General features: G+C 61.4%; 19 protein-coding genes. 8 read left to right on the forward strand and 11 right to left on the reverse strand.

What is annotated here, in order from left to right; genetic code table 11:
- Positions 1 to 18: 18 nt before the first annotated feature.
- From C8J33_RS13240 to C8J33_RS13265, 6 genes are all read right to left on the reverse strand, one after another.
- Positions 19 to 1011 carry a Gfo/Idh/MocA family protein gene (locus C8J33_RS13240; RefSeq protein ID WP_110807889.1) on the reverse strand — a complete coding sequence of 331 codons (993 nt, stop codon included), beginning with the start codon at positions 1009 to 1011 and terminating at the stop codon, positions 19 to 21.
- Positions 1012 to 1145: 134 nt separating this feature from the next.
- The gene (locus tag C8J33_RS13245; RefSeq protein WP_110729160.1) at positions 1146 to 1967 is read right to left on the reverse strand and encodes a carbohydrate ABC transporter permease; all 822 of its coding nucleotides are present in this window, start codon (positions 1965 to 1967) and stop codon (positions 1146 to 1148) included.
- A gap of 3 nt (positions 1968 to 1970) precedes the next feature.
- Positions 1971 to 2840 (reverse strand): carbohydrate ABC transporter permease, encoded by an 870-nt coding sequence (locus C8J33_RS13250; protein ID WP_110807853.1) that lies wholly within the window; start codon positions 2838 to 2840, stop codon positions 1971 to 1973.
- A 55-nt stretch (positions 2841 to 2895) separates the two neighbouring features.
- Positions 2896 to 4227, reverse strand: a complete 1332-nt coding sequence (locus C8J33_RS13255; protein WP_110807852.1) for an extracellular solute-binding protein — start codon at positions 4225 to 4227, stop codon at positions 2896 to 2898.
- 36 nt (positions 4228 to 4263) lie between these two features.
- Positions 4264 to 5826 carry a putative N-acetylmannosamine-6-phosphate 2-epimerase gene (locus tag C8J33_RS13260; protein ID WP_132664630.1) on the reverse strand — a complete coding sequence of 521 codons (1563 nt, stop codon included), beginning with the start codon at positions 5824 to 5826 and terminating at the stop codon, positions 4264 to 4266.
- Positions 5827 to 5894: 68 nt separating this feature from the next.
- Positions 5895 to 6641: a GntR family transcriptional regulator gene (locus C8J33_RS13265; RefSeq protein WP_110736566.1), complete on the reverse strand. Its 747-nt coding sequence runs from the start codon at positions 6639 to 6641 to the stop codon at positions 5895 to 5897.
- A 278-nt stretch (positions 6642 to 6919) separates the two neighbouring features.
- Between C8J33_RS13265 and C8J33_RS13270 the strand changes: the two genes are divergently transcribed.
- Positions 6920 to 8434, forward strand: a complete 1515-nt coding sequence (locus C8J33_RS13270) for an amidase (RefSeq protein ID WP_110807850.1) — start codon at positions 6920 to 6922, stop codon at positions 8432 to 8434.
- 102 nt (positions 8435 to 8536) lie between these two features.
- On the forward strand, positions 8537 to 9409 hold the full coding sequence (locus tag C8J33_RS13275) for a DMT family transporter (RefSeq protein ID WP_110807849.1): 873 nt from the start codon (positions 8537 to 8539) through the stop codon (positions 9407 to 9409).
- An 8-nt stretch (positions 9410 to 9417) separates the two neighbouring features.
- Here the strand turns inward: C8J33_RS13275 and C8J33_RS13280 are convergent, their stop codons facing one another.
- Entirely contained in the window at positions 9418 to 9849 is a 432-nt protein-coding gene (locus tag C8J33_RS13280) for a MarR family winged helix-turn-helix transcriptional regulator (protein WP_110802146.1), read from the reverse strand.
- Positions 9850 to 10100: 251 nt separating this feature from the next.
- On the opposite strand from C8J33_RS13280, the gene C8J33_RS13285 reads away from it, so the two are divergent.
- The 6 genes from C8J33_RS13285 (at position 10101) to C8J33_RS13310 (ending at position 15742) form a co-directional block, all read left to right on the forward strand.
- On the forward strand, positions 10101 to 11150 hold the full coding sequence (locus C8J33_RS13285; RefSeq protein WP_110807848.1) for a substrate-binding domain-containing protein: 1050 nt from the start codon (positions 10101 to 10103) through the stop codon (positions 11148 to 11150).
- Between the two features lie 215 nt (positions 11151 to 11365).
- On the forward strand, positions 11366 to 12145 hold the full coding sequence (locus C8J33_RS13290) for an ABC transporter ATP-binding protein (RefSeq protein WP_110807847.1): 780 nt from the start codon (positions 11366 to 11368) through the stop codon (positions 12143 to 12145).
- Between the two features lie 17 nt (positions 12146 to 12162).
- The gene (locus C8J33_RS13295) at positions 12163 to 13005 is read left to right on the forward strand and encodes an ABC transporter permease (protein ID WP_110802140.1); all 843 of its coding nucleotides are present in this window, start codon (positions 12163 to 12165) and stop codon (positions 13003 to 13005) included.
- 2 nt (positions 13006 to 13007) lie between these two features.
- Positions 13008 to 14033, forward strand: a complete 1026-nt coding sequence (locus tag C8J33_RS13300) for an ABC transporter substrate-binding protein (protein ID WP_110807846.1) — start codon at positions 13008 to 13010, stop codon at positions 14031 to 14033.
- A gap of 67 nt (positions 14034 to 14100) precedes the next feature.
- Positions 14101 to 14301, forward strand: a complete 201-nt coding sequence (locus tag C8J33_RS13305) for a hypothetical protein (protein WP_110807845.1) — start codon at positions 14101 to 14103, stop codon at positions 14299 to 14301.
- A gap of 52 nt (positions 14302 to 14353) precedes the next feature.
- Positions 14354 to 15742, forward strand: coding sequence for an amidase (locus C8J33_RS13310; protein ID WP_245507176.1), 1389 nt, complete (start codon positions 14354 to 14356; stop codon positions 15740 to 15742).
- An 83-nt stretch (positions 15743 to 15825) separates the two neighbouring features.
- Here C8J33_RS13310 and C8J33_RS13315 read toward each other — a convergent pair whose 3' ends face one another.
- The 4 genes from C8J33_RS13315 to C8J33_RS13330 form a co-directional block, all read right to left on the reverse strand.
- Positions 15826 to 17115 carry an NtaA/DmoA family FMN-dependent monooxygenase gene (locus C8J33_RS13315; RefSeq protein WP_110807844.1) on the reverse strand — a complete coding sequence of 430 codons (1290 nt, stop codon included), beginning with the start codon at positions 17113 to 17115 and terminating at the stop codon, positions 15826 to 15828.
- A gap of 21 nt (positions 17116 to 17136) precedes the next feature.
- Positions 17137 to 18060: an LLM class flavin-dependent oxidoreductase gene (locus C8J33_RS13320; RefSeq protein WP_110807843.1), complete on the reverse strand. Its 924-nt coding sequence runs from the start codon at positions 18058 to 18060 to the stop codon at positions 17137 to 17139.
- A gap of 12 nt (positions 18061 to 18072) precedes the next feature.
- A complete protein-coding gene (locus C8J33_RS13325; protein WP_110807842.1) occupies positions 18073 to 19323 on the reverse strand; it encodes an acyl-CoA dehydrogenase in 1251 nt (416 codons plus the stop codon).
- A gap of 64 nt (positions 19324 to 19387) precedes the next feature.
- Positions 19388 to 20380, reverse strand: coding sequence for an ABC transporter permease (locus C8J33_RS13330; RefSeq protein WP_110807841.1), 993 nt, complete (start codon positions 20378 to 20380; stop codon positions 19388 to 19390).
- Positions 20381 to 20382: the final 2 nt, after the last annotated feature.

Consider the following 20382-nt stretch of genomic DNA (forward strand, 5'->3'; position numbering starts at 1 on the left):
GTTCCGAGATGCCGCGTTCTACGACATGCCCTGTTCCGACGGGTACACCAGGACAATCTGACGCCTGACCTCATCCAGCGTCTCCATGATGGCAATGGTTTCCTCAGGTTTCATCACCTTGGAGGCTGAACCGGACCGGACAAGCCGTTCCATCTCGAATGCCTGGAACTGCATTCCACGCCCGGTGACCGTTTCTATGAACTCTTCCAGAATGGCGCCTTCCTGGTCGATGACGCGGAATGAGGTCGGCGAATACCAGACGGATGCAATCTCGATGCGGGCCTTCGAGCCGTAGATGACGGCGGTGTTGGGCCCGGCGCAGTCCAGAGCGGACGTTGTCAAGGAGATCGCGGCGTTAGCATGTTGCATGACCGTCGCCACCTCCGCGTCGACGCCTGTGTCTTTGAACCGCGCCGTCGCTTTGACCTCCGTCGGAAGACCCAGAATGTCGAATGCAAAAGAGATCGGGTAGATTCCGAGGTCGAGCAGAGCACCACCTCCGAGGTCCAGCGCGTTCAGGCGATGGTGCGGATCGGTCGGCAGCGACTGCTTGTGCTCGGCGGTCAAGGAGCGAAGCGTTCCCAGCGTCCCCGCATCGATGACCTCGTGAATCCGTCGCATGTGCGGCAGAAACCGCGTCCACATCGCCTCCAGGACGACGCGGTTTTTCGATGCGGCGCGCTCGACGATCTGCCGGGCTTCCGGAGCATTCAACGTGAACGGCTTCTCGATCAGGATGTGCTTGCCGGCATCGAGTGCCAGCAGGGCTGCAGCGACGTGCTGAGGATGGGGCGTAGCGACATAGATGATATCGACGTCAGGGTCGGCAACCAGATCTTCGTAGCTCCCGTGAGCATTGGATATACCGAAGCGTTGAGCGAAGGCGGCCGCCTTTTCCGGGCTTCGCGAGCCCACTGCGGCAACCGTGAGCCCTGCATCGATCAAGTCCTGCGTGAACAGTTCAGCAATCCATCCCGTCGCCAGAATGCCCCACCCCAGTGCCTTTTCCATATCATCCTCCATGACAGCGTCCATTTCGACCTTTGGAGCACAAGTGGGCGCTCCTCGCCATGGTCGGGAAGCGTTATTTTATATTGCTCGCTTTTGAGCGCATGATGTCCTTTCCGTCTGGTTCGAAACGGCCGTCAGCCCTTCACGGCGCCCGCCATCATCGAGCCTGAGATTTGGCGGTACATGACGAGACCGAGGAGAACCGGTGGCAAGGCGCCGAGGACCATGACGGCGGAGGCTGTTCCCCACTGGACGCCGCCACCGCTGGCAGCGAAGAAGAACGAGGCGCCGACGGTTGCGGGGACGGCGCGGCTGGTGGTCAGCATCAACCCGAAGAGAAACTCGTTCCAGGCTGTGATGAAACCGAAAATGAAGGTCGTCACCAGCGCCGGACGAACGACGGGACGAATGATCCGCGTCATGATCTGCCAGGAACTGGCACCGTCCATCCTTGCCGCCTCGTCAAGCTCGAGCGGAACGTCGGAAATCGCATCGACGAGGATCACGAGCGCCAGCGGTATGTTGACGATGGTGAGGATCAGCCCGAGGCCGAGCTGGGTGTCGAGCAGTCCGAGCCACTGATACATCATGTAGAGCGGGATCGCGAAGATGATCAGCGGCACGGCGCGCAGGTTGATGACGATCGGCAGCAGCGTCCGCCGTCCGACATCGCTCTTGGCAATGGCATAGGCGGCAGGAAACGCGAGCAGGATCGCAAGGCCCGTCCCGATCAGCGCGGCGACGGTGCTGTTCCACAGATAGGCGTAGATGTTGAAACGGTCCGTCTGCGTGAGGATCCGCAGATAGTTCTCGATCGTCGGCTGGCCGATCCAGAGACCCGGATTGACGGACAGCTCGCGCGCACTTTTGAACGACGTGACGAGTGTGACGATGATGGGGAAGTTCATCGCGAGAACGGCGATGACAAAGACGATCCAGCGCAAGGTTTTCATCATGGTCTAGCTCCTGCGCCGCCGGCTGGCCAGCCAGTTCAGCATATAGAGCACGGCAAGCGATGCCAGAAACAGCACCACGGATGCAGCCACGGCCTTGCCGATCGCCCCTTGCTTGAAGAAGGCCTGGTAGATGTAGATCGAAAGCGACATCGTGGAGCCACCGGCGCCGCTGCCGGTCAGGGCGTAGACATTGTCGAACACGCGAAAGCCATCGATGAACCGGATGAAGAAGGCGATGACGAGCGTCGGCAGCATCAGCGGCAGTTCGATAAGCCAGAGCACGTTCCAGCCCGAAGCGCCGTCGAGGGCGGCGGCCTCGCGGATATCGTTGGGTACGGCGACATAGGCCATGTAGAACAGCAGGAAGGCGAACGGCGTCCATTGCAGGATTTCCACGACACTCAGCGTCCAGAAGGCGTTGTTAATGTCGAGAAAGGCCGGACTGTCGCCGAACCATTCGAAGAGATAGTAGGGCACCGGCCCTGCGAACTCGTGCAGCACCAGCCGGTACATCAGGCCGACCATCGCCGGCGCCACCATCAATGGCAACATCAACGGCGCCATCAGCACGGGACGCTTCGTCAGAAGCGGGGCGAGGAACACCGCCAGGAACAGGCCAAGCAGGCATTCTGCAATGGCCGTCAGCAGGCCGAAGCGGAGAGAGAAGGACGTTGCCCGCCAGAAATCCCTGTCTGCAAGCACGGTAAGATAGTTGCCAAAGCCGCTGATCGTCGGCGCGCGCAGCGTCTCGAACGTCACGGTCGAGACGGAATAGACCAGGTTGATGATGGCGGGAAAGCCGAGGAACAGCAGGAGAAAGCCGACCAGCGGCGTCAGAAAGCCAAGTCCCTCGGAGCGTCGTACAATGGTCATGTCGATCCACGGACGGTCCGGGCGTCGCGATGAATGCGCCGCCCGGGGAATGCCGTCACTTCTTGAGGAGGGTCTGCATTCCGGACTTGGTGTTTGCCAAGGCCTCGTCGAGGCTTTGCTGACCGGCCCAGTAGCCGGTGAATTCCTTTGCCTGAAGCTCGTAGATCGAAAGCGCGTTCGCCGACGTCGCGCCGTTCATGACGTAGCCGTATTTGCTGGCGAATTCGCCCAGCTTGACGAGATCGGGGCGTGCCTCGGCAACCTTGGCGACCACCTCCGGCACGAGGGCGGGAGAACCGCCACTGCGGGCATAAGCGAGCGCCGCCTCCTCCGTCGCCAGCCATTTCAGGAACCGGGTGGCGCCCTCCTTGTTCTTGGCATTCTTGTTCAGGCCGAGACCGAGGCCGTGAATATGGTCGGCGCGGCCGTTCGGGCCTGCGGGCGGCGCGACGATGCCGGTAACCCCGGCCACGGCCGGAGAGGTTTCCGGGTTCGTCAGATCGGCCGCGGCAGCGTTCCATTGCAGGGCGGTTGCCGCCTGGCCCGAACTGAAGGCCGCATTGGTTTCGGGATATTCGTAGCTGAGCGAGTCCTTCGGCGATGCGCCAGCGTCGTAGAGCGTCTTGTAAAGTTCGAGCCCGGTCCGGTAGGCATCGCTGTCCACCGTCACGTTCCCGTCCTTGTCCGTCCAGTCGCCCCCATAGGCGCGCGGGAGGGATTGGAACACCATCATGTTGAACAGCAGGTTCTTCATCTGAAGCACCGTGCCGTAGCGCACCGGACTTTCGGAATTGACCTGCTTGGAGAAATAGAGAGAGGTCGCCGCCCAGTCGTCCCAGGTCCAGCTATCGGGGTCTTTCGGTTGCAGCGCCTTGCCGAGAAATTGCTGCGAGATTTCGGCATATTTCTTCTTGCCGGCCTCGTCCTGCATCAGGGCGTCCATCAGGTCCTTGCGGTAGTACATGAAGTGCAGCGACAGATCGGTCGGCACGCCATATTGCTTGCCCTCGAACTGCATCGTCTTCAGCACGGCATCGCCGAAGGTCTTTTCGGCCTCGCTGCCGAGATCGATCGGCTCCATGTAGGGCGCATAGCGCCCAATCGAGTAGGTGGCGACGAGGTTGATGTCGAAAGCGGTCGAGCCCGCCGCCATGTCGGCCTGCAGCTTGTCGTAGAAACCCTCGCGGTTGAAGAACAGCAGATCCACCTTGTCGGCATCCGCAACGCCGGACGTGCCGTTATAGGTTTCGACCGCAGCGCGCAGGGCTGTTTCCTCCGATCCGCCCGGCCAACCGAGCACCGTCACCGTTGCGTTCGAGGTGGCGGGCAGCGAGACGCTCGCGAGAAGCATGGCAAGCGCCGATAGGCATGTCCTGTTCGATGTCATCTACGTTCCCTTTGTTATCGTTGATGGAAGTTACGGTCAGGTCTGTCTCTGGGTCATCTCCGCGGCAAGGCTTGCGACGCCGACGACGCCCGCCCGGCTGCCAAGCAGCGCTGGCACCAGCCGGGGCGTCACGCGGGCATCCATCCCGTCGAAGGTACGGCGCATGCGCTTGATGTAGCCATCGGCAAGCCCGATGCCGCCGCCGATCACGATCACGCCGGGGTCCAGCATCATCTGGATATCGCGGCAGAGCGTCGCGGCGCGGAATGCGGATTGCGCGACGATCTCCTTCGCCCAGGGTGCCCCCTCGCCTGCCCATGTGAAAATCTCTGCCGCCGTTGCCGCATGCCCGAGCCTGGCGGCCTCTGCGGCCATCCATCGGCCTGAGGTCAGGTCTTCCAGCGGCGATCTACCGGCGGACGGGCCGCGGATGAGCCCGAAGTGGCCGGCGAGCCCGTCAAGCGGCCGGCCGTTGATCACGATGCCGCCGCCAATGCCGGTCGAGATCGTGAGAAACACCAGGTTGCCGTGCCTATCGCCCCTGCCGCGCGACGCCGAAGCCCCGGCGCCGAACCTGAACTCCCCCCAGGCCGCCGCATGCGCATCGTTAACGGCAAGAACCGGCACGGCGAACAGGGCCGCCGCTCGGCTCAGCAGCGGATATCGATGAGGAATATTCAGCGTTGCCGCATTCAATGCCGACCAGTGTCCATCCTCGATGAAGCCAGTGACCGCGATACCGACGCGCGTGTAACGTCCCGTCCAGGATCGTGTGGCCTCCGCGATGCCCGCAAGCCAAGCGTCCGGGCCGTCTTCTCTTCGGGTAGGAACCGTGATGTCCTCGACCACCTCGCCTCCGACGACCAGGGTCGCCATGGTTTTCGTGCCGCCGATGTCGATGGCAAGCACCGCATTCTCCTGATCGGTCCTGCTCCCATAGGCCGAAGTGACAGCATCTCGGAACCAGGCCGTGACATGCTCCGTCCGAGTGATGGCGGAACCAACGACGACGGCATAAGCCCCTGCCCGTGCCGCCGCTGCCGCCTGTTCGGTCGTGCGGATGCGCCCCTCGGCGATCACGAAGGGGGTCAGCCTGCGCATGGCCACAATCAAGTCGAGATCGGGATCGACCGGCTCAGGACCGCCGACATAGCCCGACAGTGTGGTGCCGACGAAATCGGCGCCGGCGGCCAGCGCCCGTCTTGCATCCTCGAGGCTCGAGCAGTCCGCCATCGTCAGCTTGCCCCGCGCCTTGACGGCCTGCACGAGTGCCTCCACGGAGGCCGGACGGGGACGGTCGGTGGCGTCGAAAGCGACGATGTCGGCACCTGCCGCCATCAGCGCCTCCGCATCTGCGACAAAGGGCGTGATGCGAACGGCGCTGTCGTCGAGGTCGCGCTTGACGATCCCGATGATCGGAACGGTGACCGCAGCCCGGACGGCCGCGACATAGGCCACGGACTCGATCCGCAAGGCCCGGGCGCCGGCATCGATGGCAGCTTTCGCAAAGCCGACCACAAAGTCGGCCGTGTCCGTCGGGCCATCGGGCACCGGCTGGCAGGAGACGATGAGGCTGTTCTTCAGGTCTTCGGCGAACACACGCGACACTCCGGTTCGGCATCACGATAATCGGAAAATACCAGATGGCAACCAGCCACAAACTGGTATTATCTCTGCAGTTCGAACACGAAGTCGTAGACCTCGCCCTTGTAGCGGGTCTCGCAAAACTCGACGATCTGACCGTCGGCCAGGAAGCACCGGCGCTCCGTCATCAGCAGCGGCGCGCCCACCTCGCAGTGAAGGTGTACGGCATCCTGCGCGGATGCGCCGCGCGAGCGCATGCGTTGAACCGCGCGTTGCGGCAGGAAGCCACGGGCTTCCAGCGTCTCGTACAGCGACGCGCCGACCATGTCGCCCGAGGGAATGAAGCGAACGGGAACCGTCGAGGTCTCCACCGCGATCGCGACGTCGTCAGCCGTCCTGATGCGCTTCATGCGCAGGATCTGGCTGTTGCCCGCAACGCCCAGCGCCATCATCTCGGCGGGAGACGGGCGGCCTATCTCCTTGGAAAGCCATATGCAACCGGGCACCAGTCCCCGCGCAACGATATCCTCCGAGAAGCTGGTCAAGGTGGAGAGAGATTTCTCGACGCGTGACCCGATCTCCGTCCGGAAGCCGTGCCGGCGATTGAGCAACCGTTCCTCCTCCAGAAGCGCGAGCGCCTTGCGGACCGTGACGCGGGAAAGCGACAGGGCGTCCGCGAGCGTTCGCTCGCCCGGCAGGACAGCGCCGGCCCTGACCGTATTCGAGCGGATGACGGTCTCGATCGCCGTCTTCAGCCGCTTGTAGAGCGGCTGTCCCTGAGGCGCAGCCTTCAGCTCCCTCCCGATCGATGCGAGCAGATCCTCCCCCATCCTGTTCCCTCACCTGTGAACGTGGCCGATACCTAGCCTCAAGAAAATTTCTCGGATCTATACTGGTATTAGATTTGCGCGACAATATACCCTTGAGGATTCCCTCTGCGCGCAAGCCAAGCCCTCCGCAAAATTTTTCGAGTGGCTCCCATAGCGCCTCACACACCCCTGCCATCGCTCGCACATCCAAGAAAAAGCGCCTCGTTAATTTGAAATTGCAAATAATGAAAAATCAAATTAATATTCTTGCTATGCCCCTGTCGGAGATATCCCATTCCATGACTCTGATACGACCAACTATCGAGCAGCTCGGCGAAGCCGCCAAGTCCTTCGGTTTGCACTTCTCGACCGCTGAGATCGCCAACTATCGCCAGGAGATGCAGTCGAGTCTCGATGCTTATGATCTGGTCGACAGGCTTGCGGAAGAAGCAGAACCCGTACGCTATCACCGGACACCGGGCTACCGGCCGGCCGGAGATGAAAACCGGCTCGGGGCCTGGGCCTGCAAGAGCCATGTCAAAGGCGCTGAAACAGGCATATTGTCTGGCAAGACCGTCGTCTTGAAAGACAATGTCTTCCTTGCGGGCGTGCCGATGGTCAATGGCTCTTCAACCCTTGGAAACTTCGTGCCCTCGACCGACGCGACGGTGGTGACACGCATTCTCGATGCTGGCGGCACCATTCTCGGAAAGGCGACCTGCGAAAGCTTCTGCATGTCCGGCGGCAGCCACACATCCGAACCCGGGCCCGTACACAATCCGTGGCGCCACGGCTTCTCGGCAGGCGGCTCATCGTCCGGTAGCGCAGTCCTCGTTGCTGCGGGCGAAGCCGATATGGCGATCGGCGGAGACCAGGGCGGTTCGATCCGCATTCCGGCCTCCTATTGCGGTGTCTATGGCATGAAGCCGACATGGGGCCTCGTGCCTTACACTGGCATTATGCCGATCGAGGCAACGATCGATCACACCGGGCCGATGACGGCGACCGTTGCCGACAATGCCCTGCTCCTGAACGTCATCGCGGGGGAAGACGGTCTCGATCCGCGCCAGCGCCCTCATGCCCGTGAAGACTATGGCCGCCTGCTGGGGCAGGGCCTTGATGGATTGCGGATCGGCCTTCTTGCGGAGGGGTTTTCTGCCGACGGAATGCAGTCCGCCGTCGCGGAGAAAGTACGCAGCGCCGCCGGGCGGCTGGCGTCCATGGGCGCATCGACGCAGGAGATGTGCATTCCCGAGCATGTCACCGCGGCATCCCTCTGGCTGGTGGTCGGCGTCGAGGGCCTGACGGCGCAAATGATGACAGGCAACGGCATGGGCTTCAACTGGAAGGGACGCTACGATGTCGGCCTCATCGACGAACATGCATCCTGGCGCAAGAATGCCGATGCCCTTTCAGCGCCTTTGAAGCTCGCGATGCTGACAGGGCACTGGGGAATGACGCAGCATCGCGGACGCTACTATGCCAAGGCGCAGAATCTCGCCCGTACGATCAAGGCAGCCTATGATCGCGCCTTCGAAACGGTCGATCTGATCCTGCTGCCAACGCTTCCGCGTGTCGCCTCCCCACTGCCGGCCGTCGATGCGCCGCTATCGGAAATCATGACGCGGGCGGCAGAGCTGAACGTCAACACCTGCCCCTTCGATCTGACCGGCCACCCGGCGATGTCGATCCCTTGTGGCTTGGTAGATGGTCTACCGGTGGGAATGATGCTGGTCGGCAGGGATTATGCCGAAGCGACAATCTACCGAGCTGCCGCTGCCTTCGAAGCCGCCGGCGACTGGCGCCAATTCTGAAGCCGAAGCACCCTCCTCCCTCCATGAAGATCTCGCCATGACATTGAAACGGCACTCCGTGTTGCCACGCACCCGGCCTGCGTGGAAACAGGCCGCGCGTCCATGACGCTGCGCGACGGGATGATCATGGCTGGGATCTGCTTCATTTGGGCGGTCAATGCCGTTCTCAGCCGCTATGTCATCGCCATGGCAGGCATTCCGCCCCTTTTTCTGTCTGCAAGCCGGTTCATGCTCGCAGCCCTGGTCCTTTTGCCCTTTCTGCGCCCAATGCCGGCGCAGATCGGATCGGTCCTTCTGGTGGGCCTGTTGATGGGAGCCGGCCATTTCGGTCTGCTTTTGAGCGGCTACGGCCTGGTGGACGCGTCTCTGGCAGCGATTCTCCTGCAAGTCGGCATACCGCTGACGGCGCTCCTTTCCGCACTTCTGATCGGCGAGAGAGTGGGACGTCTGCGAAGTACAGGGATTGCCATCGCGCTTTGCGGCGTTGGCATCGTGTTATGGCGTCCCGGACAGGCAACCCTGGGAACCGGAGCGATTCTCGTGCTTCTGTCGGCCATGTCCTTGGCGCTCGGTTCGGTTCTGCTGAAGCGGCTGAAGGACATCACGCCATTGCGCATGCAGGCCTGGACAGGGCTGATATCCATCCTGCCCTTGAGCCTCTCGTCTTTCCTGCTGGAAACGCATCAGGTGGAGAGTGCCGCACGCAGCGCGACCGCCTTCGCAAGTCTGCTGGTCTTTTCCGCGCTCGTCGTCACGGTCGTTAGCCATACCGCCTACTACCGGCTCCTCAGGCGCTACGACGCGAGTGTTGTCGCACCTTTAACGCTGATGTTTCCTCTCATGACCGTGGGGCTCGGAATGGCGACGCTCGGCGAACGACCGGGACCGGCATTCTTCGTCGGAACGGCCATTGCGCTCATCGGTATTGCAGTGGTGATGATACCGCCGAAAGCAGGCGGTCAGCCTCCTGCGTGAGATAGGATCTACGCTTCACCCAGCATGTTCCGCAGCAGGGAACGCAATTGGCTTGCTTCATGGCGGTCGAGCCGGTTGACGATTCCGCTCTGCGAGCCCTTGACGATAGCCCGCAGGCTCAAGAGGGTTTGTGCACCCTTGTCCGACCGGAAGACCAGAACCTTGCGGCGATCATTCGGATCCGGCGCCCGATACACGTCCGCGTTTGCAATCATGCGATCGATGATCTTGGTCAGCGTGGGTGAATCGACGAAAACCTCGACAGCCAGTTCGCCCATGGATTGGCCATCATGGCGATCGAGGGCTTCCAGCACCCGGTATTGCTCGATCGGCAGACCACTCGGCTTCAGTCGCGCCTCAATGGTCTGTTCGAACTGGCGGTTAACGCCCGAGATCAGCTTCAGCAATTCCCCGGATTCGCCATCGGAAAGCGTGCTCACGCGATATCCTCGTTTTCAACTATTCATATTTCTACATTCTCCGTCATCATCCTTCAAGGCATTCTGGTCGCCCTTCGCCTCTTTTAGCCCGAGCCCAAGAAAGAGGCGATAAAACACATTTGCATGAAAAATCGGCACGGCAATGCCGCAGTGACGCTGGAAAGCGCTTAAAATCTGGCACGAAATATGCGTCCGTCATCGTTGGCATCACGCTGCGATTTGGTCACGTGGGATGCGCAGGAGTGCAGACAATGGCAGCCATAAAAATCGGCCTGTTGGTTTCCGAAACCGGTCCTGCAGGGCTTTGGGCACCCTCGGCCTGGGCATGCGCCAATCTGGCGGCAAGCGAGATCAATGCCGGTGCAGGCATGCTCGGCCGTAGCGTCGAATTGCTGACCATCGATGCCGGCCCGACGGGCAGCACAGCCGCCCTTGCCGCGCGCCAGGCCATCGACATCGACGGCGTCGATGCCATCATCGGCATGTTCCCGAGTTACGCACGCCACCCCGTGCTGAATGCCATCGCCGACGCGGTGCCTTTGATCTACACGCCGCAATTCGAGGGCCTGGAAAGCAACCCCAACATCGTCACCACAGGGGAAACGTCGAGCGAACTTCTTGGGCCCGCCATCGCGTGGCTAATGCAAACGAAAAACGTGTCGCGCTTCTTCCTCTGCGGCAGCGATTACATCTGGCCTCGCTCTTCATTCGCGACCGCCAAGCGGATCATTCGCGATGCCGGCGGTATCGTGACGGGTGAGAGCTACCTGCCGCTCGATCATCACGACTACGAAGCGTCGTTCGCGGCGATCAGGGCGACCAGGACGGATGTCGTCCTGCCACATTTCCTTGGGCTCGACGCCGTCCACTTCCATCGTGCTTTTGCGGCAGCCGGCCTTGCCTCACAGGCGCTGCGGCTGGCATCGGCCGTAGACGAGACAGTCATCTACGGCCTCGACGAAGACGAGACGGAGAACATGTTCGTCACATCGGCATACTTCTCCGCCATCCGATCTCGCAACAACGGAGCGTTTCTGGAGCGCTACCACGGCTTTTACGGCGACAATCCGCCACCCGCCAATGCCTACGGGCAGTCCTGCTACGAAGGATTGTATTGTCTGGCGGCCCTGGCCGACGCCGCCGGCACTTTGAAATCCAGAAACCTGCGCGCAGCACTCGGTCGCGCACGGCAGCTGAAATCGGCGCGGGGAACCGAGATGGCTCCGATCGCCGGTGGGCGACATCCCATCCATATCGCGCGGGTCGATGGCTTCGACATCAGCGTTATGAAGGCCATGTGAGCCCTCCAAAGGCATATTGCGGCTTTCCAAAAAAACTAGTTGATTTTTCAACTATTGTAACTTCTAATAAAAACCAGAACGCGCTTTGGAACTCCGTGCGGTCCCCAGAGGGATGGAGGTTCAGGTGCGGGATCGGCGGTCACGCAGATCCCGCACGAGCCGTCAGCCTGCAATAGCGCCGGATACCCGCCAGTACAGGCGGCGAAAGGAAGATTATGGGGCATGCCCTGGAAGCGATCGACATATCGAAATCATATGCTTCATCCGGCGGCGATGTCACGATCATCAAGAAGCTGAGATTTCATGCCGACAGAAACGAATTCGTCTCCTTCGTCGGCCCTTCGGGATGCGGCAAGTCGACCCTGTTCAATATCATCACCGGCCTTCTGGCTCCCGACGAGGGCAGCATCATCGTCGAGAACCAGGAAACCACCGGCCAAACCTCTTCGAAGATCGGCTATGTTCTGCAGAAAGATCTTCTGTTCCCGTGGCGCACAGTCCGCGACAACGTCATTCTCGGCCTCGAAATTCGCGGCGTATCGAAGAGAGACGCCCGCGAGCGTGCCAAGGCCATGCTGCATATCTATCGCATGGATGGTTACGAGGACAAGTTTCCCTCCCAATTGTCCGGCGGTATGCGCCAGCGGGTGGCACTGATGCGCACGATGATCACCGATCCTCAGATCATCCTGATGGACGAGTCCTACAAGGCACTGGACTACCCCTTGAAGATCGCACTGGAAAGCGAACTGCTTGACGTCGTGAGAAAGGAGAAGAAGACCGTCATCTTCATCACCCATGACATCGAGGAAGCCGTTACCCTGTCTGACCGAGTCTACGTCATGAAGGCGCGGCCCGGTGAAATCATCAATGAAATCAAGATCGATCTCGAGACGGACAGCCCGTTTATACCGGAGCGCCGCATGTCGCCTCGTTTCAACGACTATTACGAGATGATCTGGCGAAATATCGGAATTTCACCGGTTCTCGTCTAAGCGCCAGAGGGGCATCCATGAAAACCATTGTCGATCGGACGCAGCCGTCCGCAGCGCCCGCACGCGTCGTTCGCGGTGAAGGCGGCATTTTTCGCAACGCCCGGACCAGGCGGGCCGTGCTGATCGCACTGCAACTTGCCATCGTTTTCGGAGGCCTGCTGTACTGGGAGATCGGCGCCCGCACGGGCTTCATCAGCCGCTTCCTGTTTGCCAGCCCCAGCATGGTTCTGGAGGTGCTGGTGCAGCGGCTGCAATCGGGCGAACTGTTGAACGACATCTGGGTGACCACGATGGAAACCACGATCGGCTTCGCCGTTGGCGCCATCGGCGGTTCCATTCTTGGCCTGATGCTCTGGTACTCGAAGTTCATATCGGATCTTGCCGCGCCATTCATCGCCGCTATCGGCTCGATCCCGGTGTTGGCCATCGCGCCGATCACCATCATATGGTTCGGCACCGAACTGCTGTCGAAGATCATGATCGTCGCCTTTTCCTGCGTGGTCGTGTCCCTGACCACCTCCTACAGGGGTGCGCAGCGCACAGATCCGGACCTCATCAACCTGATGCGTTCGTTCAACGCCTCGAGAACCGCAATCTTCACGAAGCTGGTCATCCCCTCTGCAATGACCTGGGTCGTGTCGGGACTGAAACTGAACGTCGGCTTTGCGCTCATCGGCGCCATCGTCGCCGAGTACATCTCTTCGGAAGCCGGCGTCGGTCACATGATTTTGCTCGGCAGCTCGAATTTCGGCATGAACATCGTGCTCGCCGGCGTCTCGCTGGTGATGCTCATGATGCTGGTTTTCAACGCTCTCATTACCCTCCTCGAACGCTTCATTCTCTCCTGGGAAAGGAAATAGACATGACTATCGCATCCATCCTGAAGGGCTTTACCGTCAGTGCGGCTCTGACTGCCACGCTTCTGGGCTCGACCGTCCTCGCGGTCCAGGCCGAAGACAAGGACGTCCGCATCAACCAGGCCTTCCAGTCGCTGCTGTACCTTCCGCTCTATGTCGCGCAGGAAAAGGGCTTCTTTGCCGAACAGGGACTGAAGGTTACGATCGCGACCGGCGGCGGCGGCGCGCAATCCTGGGCGGCCGTGATCGGTGGTTCGGCGGACTTTTCCATTCAAGATCCGATCTTCGTGCCCAAGTCGCGTGAAAACGGCGGCGACGGCGTCGTCGTAGCAGGCATCCAGGACGCACCGACCGTGTTCGTGATCGGCAAGGATGCCAAATCCATTCAGGACGATTTGACCTATCTGGCCGGCAAAAGGGTCATCACCAGCCCTGAGCCGGACACCACATGGGCATTCATGAGCTACCTGATCAAGCAGCAGAAGCTTGACAAGGTGAAACTCGTCAACGTCGCGATCGGCAATGAAATTCCTGCTATCGTCAGCGACCGCGCCGATTACGCACTCGCCGTTGAACCGCAGGTGACCCAGAGTATCCGCCAGAATGGCCTGAGTTCGGTCTACTCCTTCTCGGCGAACAAGGACTGGTACCCCTTCGCCTTCTCCAGCCTGACGACGACGAAGGAATACATTGCCGAGAATCCGGAAGCAGCCCAGGGCGTCGTTACCGCCTTCGAAATGGCGTCGCGTTTCATCTACAAGAATTTCGAGGAAACGGTGGATGTCGCGACGAAATACTTCCCGAACCTGCCCCGCGAGATCGTCAGCGAAGCCGTCAAGCGCGAGATCGATGCCAAGGGCTATCCGGAGAACGTTCTGGTGAGCAAAAAGGCCTGGGACAACAATCTCAACATCGCCCTCTATGCCAAGAACGTGAAGGCCTACCCGTCCGAAGCCACGTCCTACGAAAACAACGTCAACGTCGAACTGGCCACCAAGGCCAAGGCTGCCGCAGACGAGAAGATGAAGTAGCTGGGATTGCCGGGTGCGATGCAGCGTCGCGTCGCACCCCGTTCCCGATGACCTGCAAGGAGAATTCATGTCTCTCTCACTCGCCGCGCGCATGGAAATGATGGGCCCGCTCACGGAAGAGCACGTGGAATCCGTTCGGCCCACGGTCGCTGCCTGGGCCGAGCGCGCCGTCAACGTCACACGCTTCCACGACCGCTTTCTCTCGGCCGGTATGTCGCCGATTACGGCTTTCGTCGCTTCTGAAATGAAATGGCGGACACCGGCGTGATGCGGCTGCCGGTCAGAAGGCATTCTGCCGCCCGATCCCCCAAAGAGACATCATGATGACGGATATTCTTGAGCTTTCCATCGCCGAGGCGGGCGACAAAGTGCGCGCAGGCGAGATCAGCTTTCCGGATCTGGTTACGGCGTGCCTCGTCCGGGAAGAAACGACCCGCGATCTGAACGCATTCAGTGACCTCTATGCCGATGAGGCCGTGGCGCTTGCCGAGGCGCACCAGGCCTTGTTGACGAACGGCTGCGACCTTGGTCCGCTCCACGGCATTCCCGTTGCCCTCAAAGCGAATATCGCGATCCGCAATCGCCGGATGACGGCGGGGAGCGCCATTCTTGCAGACCATATCGCCGCAGAAGACGCCGATGTGACGCAGCGCCTGAAACGGGCCGGCGCGATTATCATCGGCGCTACCAATATGCACGAATTCGCCTGGGGTGGCACCACGGCCAATCCGCATTTCGGGCAATGCCGCAACCCCTGGGACAAAGCCCGCATTCCAGCGGGATCGAGCGGTGGCTCGGGCGCCGCCGTTGCGGCACGAAGTGCCTATGCCACGCTTGGCACCGACACCGGCGGCTCCGTGCGCCTCCCTGCCTCCATGAACGGCGTTACAGGCCTGCGTCCCGGTGTCGGACGCGTCAGCACCAAGGGTGTGTTCCCCCTTGCCTGGAGCATGGACACCGTCGGCCCGCTCGCGCCGAGTGCAAGGGACTGCGCAACTCTCTTTTCCATTCTGTCGGGCAGCGGCGACACGCTGAAAAGCCTGGAACGATCCTTGGCGGGCCTGCGAATCGGCGTGATTGATCCCTACAGCTTTCAAAGCCTCCAACCGGATATCGACCGGTCGTTTCGGCAAGCCATCACGCTTTTCGAGGATATGGGCGTTGTGTTCCGGCCGATCACGATTCACGGTCTCGATGTCGCCGTCGACGCACAGGTGATCGTGGACGCGGCAGAGCCAAGCGCCGTTCACGCCGACTGGATCGAAAAGCGGCCGAATGACTATGGCGAAGATGTCCGCATCCTTCTCCAGGCTGGAAAAACCTTTACGGCGATCGAATATCTGCAGGCGCAACGCTACCGAACCTACCTGCGCGAACAATTCGATACCGTGTTCGGCGAGCTTGACCTGGTTCTCACACCAACACTCCCCTTCACCGCTCCGCTGATCGGACAGGAGACGATCATGATCGGCGACGACGAGGAAAGCACACTGACCGGCAACATGCGCTTCACCTGCATCCCGAGCCTGACCGCGCTTCCGGCCATCAGTTTCCCGATCGGCTTCGACAGCCTTAGCCTGCCGATCGGCGCACAACTCATGGCCGGCGAAGATAAGGAAATGTTGCTTTTGCGCGCTGTACACCAGTTTCAATGCAACAGCGTGTTTCATAAGGCCCGGCCAGTATCGGCCAGACCTAAGGATTCATAGACTTAGCGCGCCCACGAGATCGAGAAAATCCCCTCAAATCAATAGAAGAATTCGCTCGCCCTCCGATATCGAAGATTATCATCTTAGAAAGACGGGGTCGGCGAGGCCGCTTTGAAGTGCTCTCGCAGGGTCTCCGTTTCATAGGCATGGCGGTAGAGGCCGCGTTTGCGCAGGATCGGTACGAGTTCGTCGACGATGACCGGCAGCCCATCGATCAGGCGATCCGGCTGCAGGTTGAAGCCGTCGATGGCGCCTGCGTGAAACCAGTCCTCGATGTGATCGGCGAGCTGTTCCGGCGTCCCGACAAACCCGGCATGACCCGAACCGGTATAGCGGGTCTGCTTCAGGTATTCGCGCACCGTCGGGTTGGTCTTGCGGATCTGCGTGATGATGGATTCCCTGAAACCGATACTGCCGAGGAACGTCTGGCTGTCCTTGACGGGGCCAAGAACCTCTTCCGGAAACGGCTCGTCAAGCGCGAATGTCGATGCATCATAGCCGATCGCTTGCGACAGCCAGGCGATCGAGTAGGACGGCGGGCCTGCATCGTGGATTTCGTCGCTGCGGCGACGCGCTTCCTCTTCGCTGCTGCCCAGGCTCAGGAGCAGCCCGGGAAGGATCTTGATGTCATCGGGCGAGCGGCCGTTGCCGCGCGCGAAATTCTTCACCAGACGGTAGTGCTCTATCGCCTGCTGTTTCGTCAACTCTGCGGCGAACACACCCTCGGCCACGCGTCCCGCCAGCGCCCGCCCTTGCGGCGAGCCGCCGGCCTGAAAGATGATCGGTTGCCCCTGTTTCGAGGGCGGCACCCGCAAACGCCCCTTGATATCGAAGAATTCGCCATGAAAATCGATATCCCGGCCCGTTGCCGCCGAACCCCACAAAGCCCGCACGACATCCACGAACTCCCGTGCGCGATCGTAGCGGTCGTCGCGAAAGGGAATATCCGGCATGCCGAAATTCCGCGCCGCGTTTACGCCGCGGGTCGTCACAACATTCCATGCCGCACGTCCACCCGTCTGGTGGTCCCATGAGAGCAGCCGTTCGGCGAGTTCGAACGGATCGTTGAACGTCGATGAGGCGGTCGAGACCAGACCGACGCGGGACGTCGTGGTGGCGACCTGTCCCCAGTTTACGGTCGGTTCGAGGCGGATCGGATTGGCGTCATAGGCCGGGTCGCCGAGGAGAGGGCCATCTGCCAGGAAGAGGGCATCGAGCGTACCGCGTTCCGCCGTCCTGCCGATGTTCGCCCAGTAATCCGGGTCGATGAAGGCATCCTTTGCCAGAAGCGGCGTCTTCCACGCCGCGGGCAGGTAGCCCAGCACGAGGACGTTGATCCCCAGGATGACATGGCCGGATCGCTTGTTCGTCATGATGAAAGGCTCCGTTGCCGTCTATAGGGAGACATGGGGTTTCGGCGCCGGAAAAGCGGCACGCAACGTCGGCGCCAATGGCGGCGGCTCCGTGAGGTCGAGCGCATTGCGCAAGGTCCCTCCAGGTGGAATGGACGCGAAGCCATCGCCAAGCCATCGCTCGGCGACATCCAGCAGTTCACCGACCGACTGCTCCAGGCTCGGGCGCAGGAGGATGCCCGCAAACCGTCCGGCAGGAGGTTCCGCGCCGAGCGCGACCACCGGCACCGATCCGGCATTGCCGAGGATGAGGTCGATCGGGCCGTCCGCATTGCCCGGCGGCAGATCGGCGACGGTCGCTGCATGCCAGGCAATCACCGAGGCACCCGTTGCCGGCGCGGGTGCGTTCAAAGGGCCGGCGATGGAGAAGGTGTTGTCGAGATCGACATGCACGATGCGGTTCGACTCGACCAGAATGCCGGTTTCCCGGTTGCCGATGATCGAGTCGTAGGGCCATCCCTGCTCCAGCGCCCGCACCGCGAAGGCTGCGTCATAGGCGGTTTGGGCGTTCAGCGGCGCACCGCCGCCAAGCCCTGCGCCACCCCAGGCGGGTGCGTCGCGCGGGCCTTCGGGGGCATAGACATCGCGGACCCCGATCAGAAGCCCGCTTCGACCACGGGAAAGATGGGCGAGGGAAACGACACGGCGGGCGATATTGTAGGGATGGTCCCGCTGCGGTGCCGCCGCGATGAGGAAACGACCGTTTTTCGTTGCCCCCGCAAGGGTCGCGCCTGCGGCGCTGCTTGCAAGTGTGACCGATGCCGGCAAGCTTCCGTCGATACGGTCGATGCCCAGCACGCTGAACGCGACGGGCAATGCATCCCATCGCGACAACAAAGCGCTGCTTTCGGTCAGCTCCACCAGATGCGGTCCCGCAAGACCGAGGGCCAGATACGGTTTGGTCATCCGGGCTTCTCCTCAGTTGCCTTGCCCGCCGCGGCCGAGCCGGGCGATGCTGGACAGGGGCGACGTGTCGTTGACGAGGTAATCCCCCAGAATGCGCGCCTTGTAGGCAACCGGATTATGGGAGGCCAGCGTGCGTGCGTTGCGCCAATGGCGATCGAGCGCGGTTTCCTCGGAGGTCGCAGATGCGCCGAGTGCGCCAAAGACATGCGTGGCAGCGTGCAGAACACCCTCGACGATCACGAGTTGTGCTTGGGCGACAGCCACTTCGCCAGCCGTGGCGCGTTTGTCGCGCAGGTCCAGATCGCCCGCCGCATGGGCCGCGGCAATGAGGTCCAACGAGCTGGCGGCGCGTCGCAAAGCCGATTCCGTCGAGAAGACGCGTGCCGAGACTTCGCCGATGACCTGCAGCAGCTGCGGATCGAGCGCCGGCACCGGATTGAGACCCTGCGGATAATTGCGCCCCCGCGCCTTCAACGCCACGATCCCATCGCGCAGGATCGCACGGGTAATGCCCGTCAGAACCGCCAGCAGGGCCGTCTGGTAGAAATGCCCCTGATAGACGACACGCTCGCTGGCCGGAAAGACATCACCTTCATGCGCGATCGCATCCTGATAGGTGGCGCTGCCGCTGGCCGTGGTGCGCTGGCCGAACCCCGGCCAATCATCGGCGAGCACGACGCCCGGCTGGTGGCGGCTGACCAGAGCGGTGATCAGCGAGCCGTCCTCGCCCTTGCCGATGACGTCGAGCCAATCGGCGTAGAGACTGCCGGTCGCATAGAATTTCGCGCCGGTGACCTTGTGGTGGTCGTCCTCGCGCGTCACTGTCGTGCTGATCATGGCGTAGGTGCCGTTATTGGCTTCCGTCCAGCCGCCACCGACGAATTCGCGGTCACGGAAACGCTGGAACCAGCGCTCGTTGGCCGGCGAAGGCCTGGCATTCAGGCGATCTTCGATAAATGCAAGGTGATTGCGCCAGACATGCGCGACATTCGCATCCGCCTCGGCCAGCAGAGCGAGAAGATAATATGTCTGTTCCAGCGAAGCCCCCCATCCGCCGAGCTCTTCCGGTACGCGGACGAGCGCGAAATTCGCGTCCTTGAGCCATTGTACCTGCTCGACCGGAAAGGTGCGGTTGCGCTCGCGCTCGACATTGCCCTCGGCAATGCGGTCGAAGATCGGCTGGAAGCGCGCCATAAGACCCTCTTCGTTCGCCGTGGCGGGGCGCAGGTAGGTAAGCGAAGCTTGAGCATCCACTGCGGTCATGTTTGTTGTCTCCTTAGAAGTGGTGCTGGATCAGGAAATAGGTGAGCGACATGGTGCATCGTGTTCAGCTTTGCCTTGCCGGGTCGCGCCATTGCACCATCAGATCGACCGTCAGGGTGCTGAGGACGAAGACGGAAGACGCAAAAATCGTGGTGCCGATCACCAACGGGAAATCGCCATCCAAGGCGGCGTTGATGGCCATCCGGCCAACCCCGTCGAGCCCGAATATCGTCTCAGTGACGATCGCGCCGCCCATGATGACGGCGAGCTCAAGGCCGCCGAGCGTGATGATCGGGTTGAGCGCCGATTTCAGGGCATGAGACAGGTAGATGCGGGTTTCCGAAAGTCCCTTGGCGCGCGCGGTGCGAATATAGTCCTGCCCGAGCACGTCCAGCATGCCGGCCCGCACGATCCGCTGGAAAATCCCGATTTCCGCAATCGCCAGCGTCGCACAGGGCAACAGCAGATGTCGCGCCCATTCCACCACGTTTTCCGTCAGCGGCACGTAGCCGCTGCTTGGGAACCAGGCAAAGCCATGGCTGGTCAGCTGGAAGAACAGAAAATAGGAGATCAGGATGCCGCTCAGGAATGTCGGGACGGACAGGCCGACATAGGCGAAAAACGCCAGCACATGATCCACGAGGCGCCCCTGCCAGCGTGATGCGGCAACCCCGGCGATGATGCCGATCGTCATCCAGATGACGAGAGCACCGAGCGCCAGCGAGATCGTGACGGGCGCTTTTGCAAGGATCAGATCGGTGACCGGCGCCTGCTTGCGGAACGAGAACCCGAGCGCCGGCGGCCAATGAAACAGCCCCATCGGCGCGCCCTGAATGTCGGGTCCGCGATAGAGATAATACCAGAGTTGCAGATACCAGGGCTCATCGAGACGCAAGGCCCGCGCGACACCGTCGATCACGTCCTGCGTGGCGTTGCGGGGCGCCAGCATCGCGGCAGGGTTCCGATAGGCGACGCGGGTGACGAAGAAGGACAGGATGAGGACGATGACCAGCGTCGTGGTCGAGCGAACGAGGGTGGAGAGGGAATTCTTCATCATGG

This window comes from Rhizobium sp. PP-CC-3G-465, from assembly GCF_004343445.1.
Classification (GTDB): domain Bacteria; phylum Pseudomonadota; class Alphaproteobacteria; order Rhizobiales; family Rhizobiaceae; genus Ferranicluibacter; species Ferranicluibacter rubi.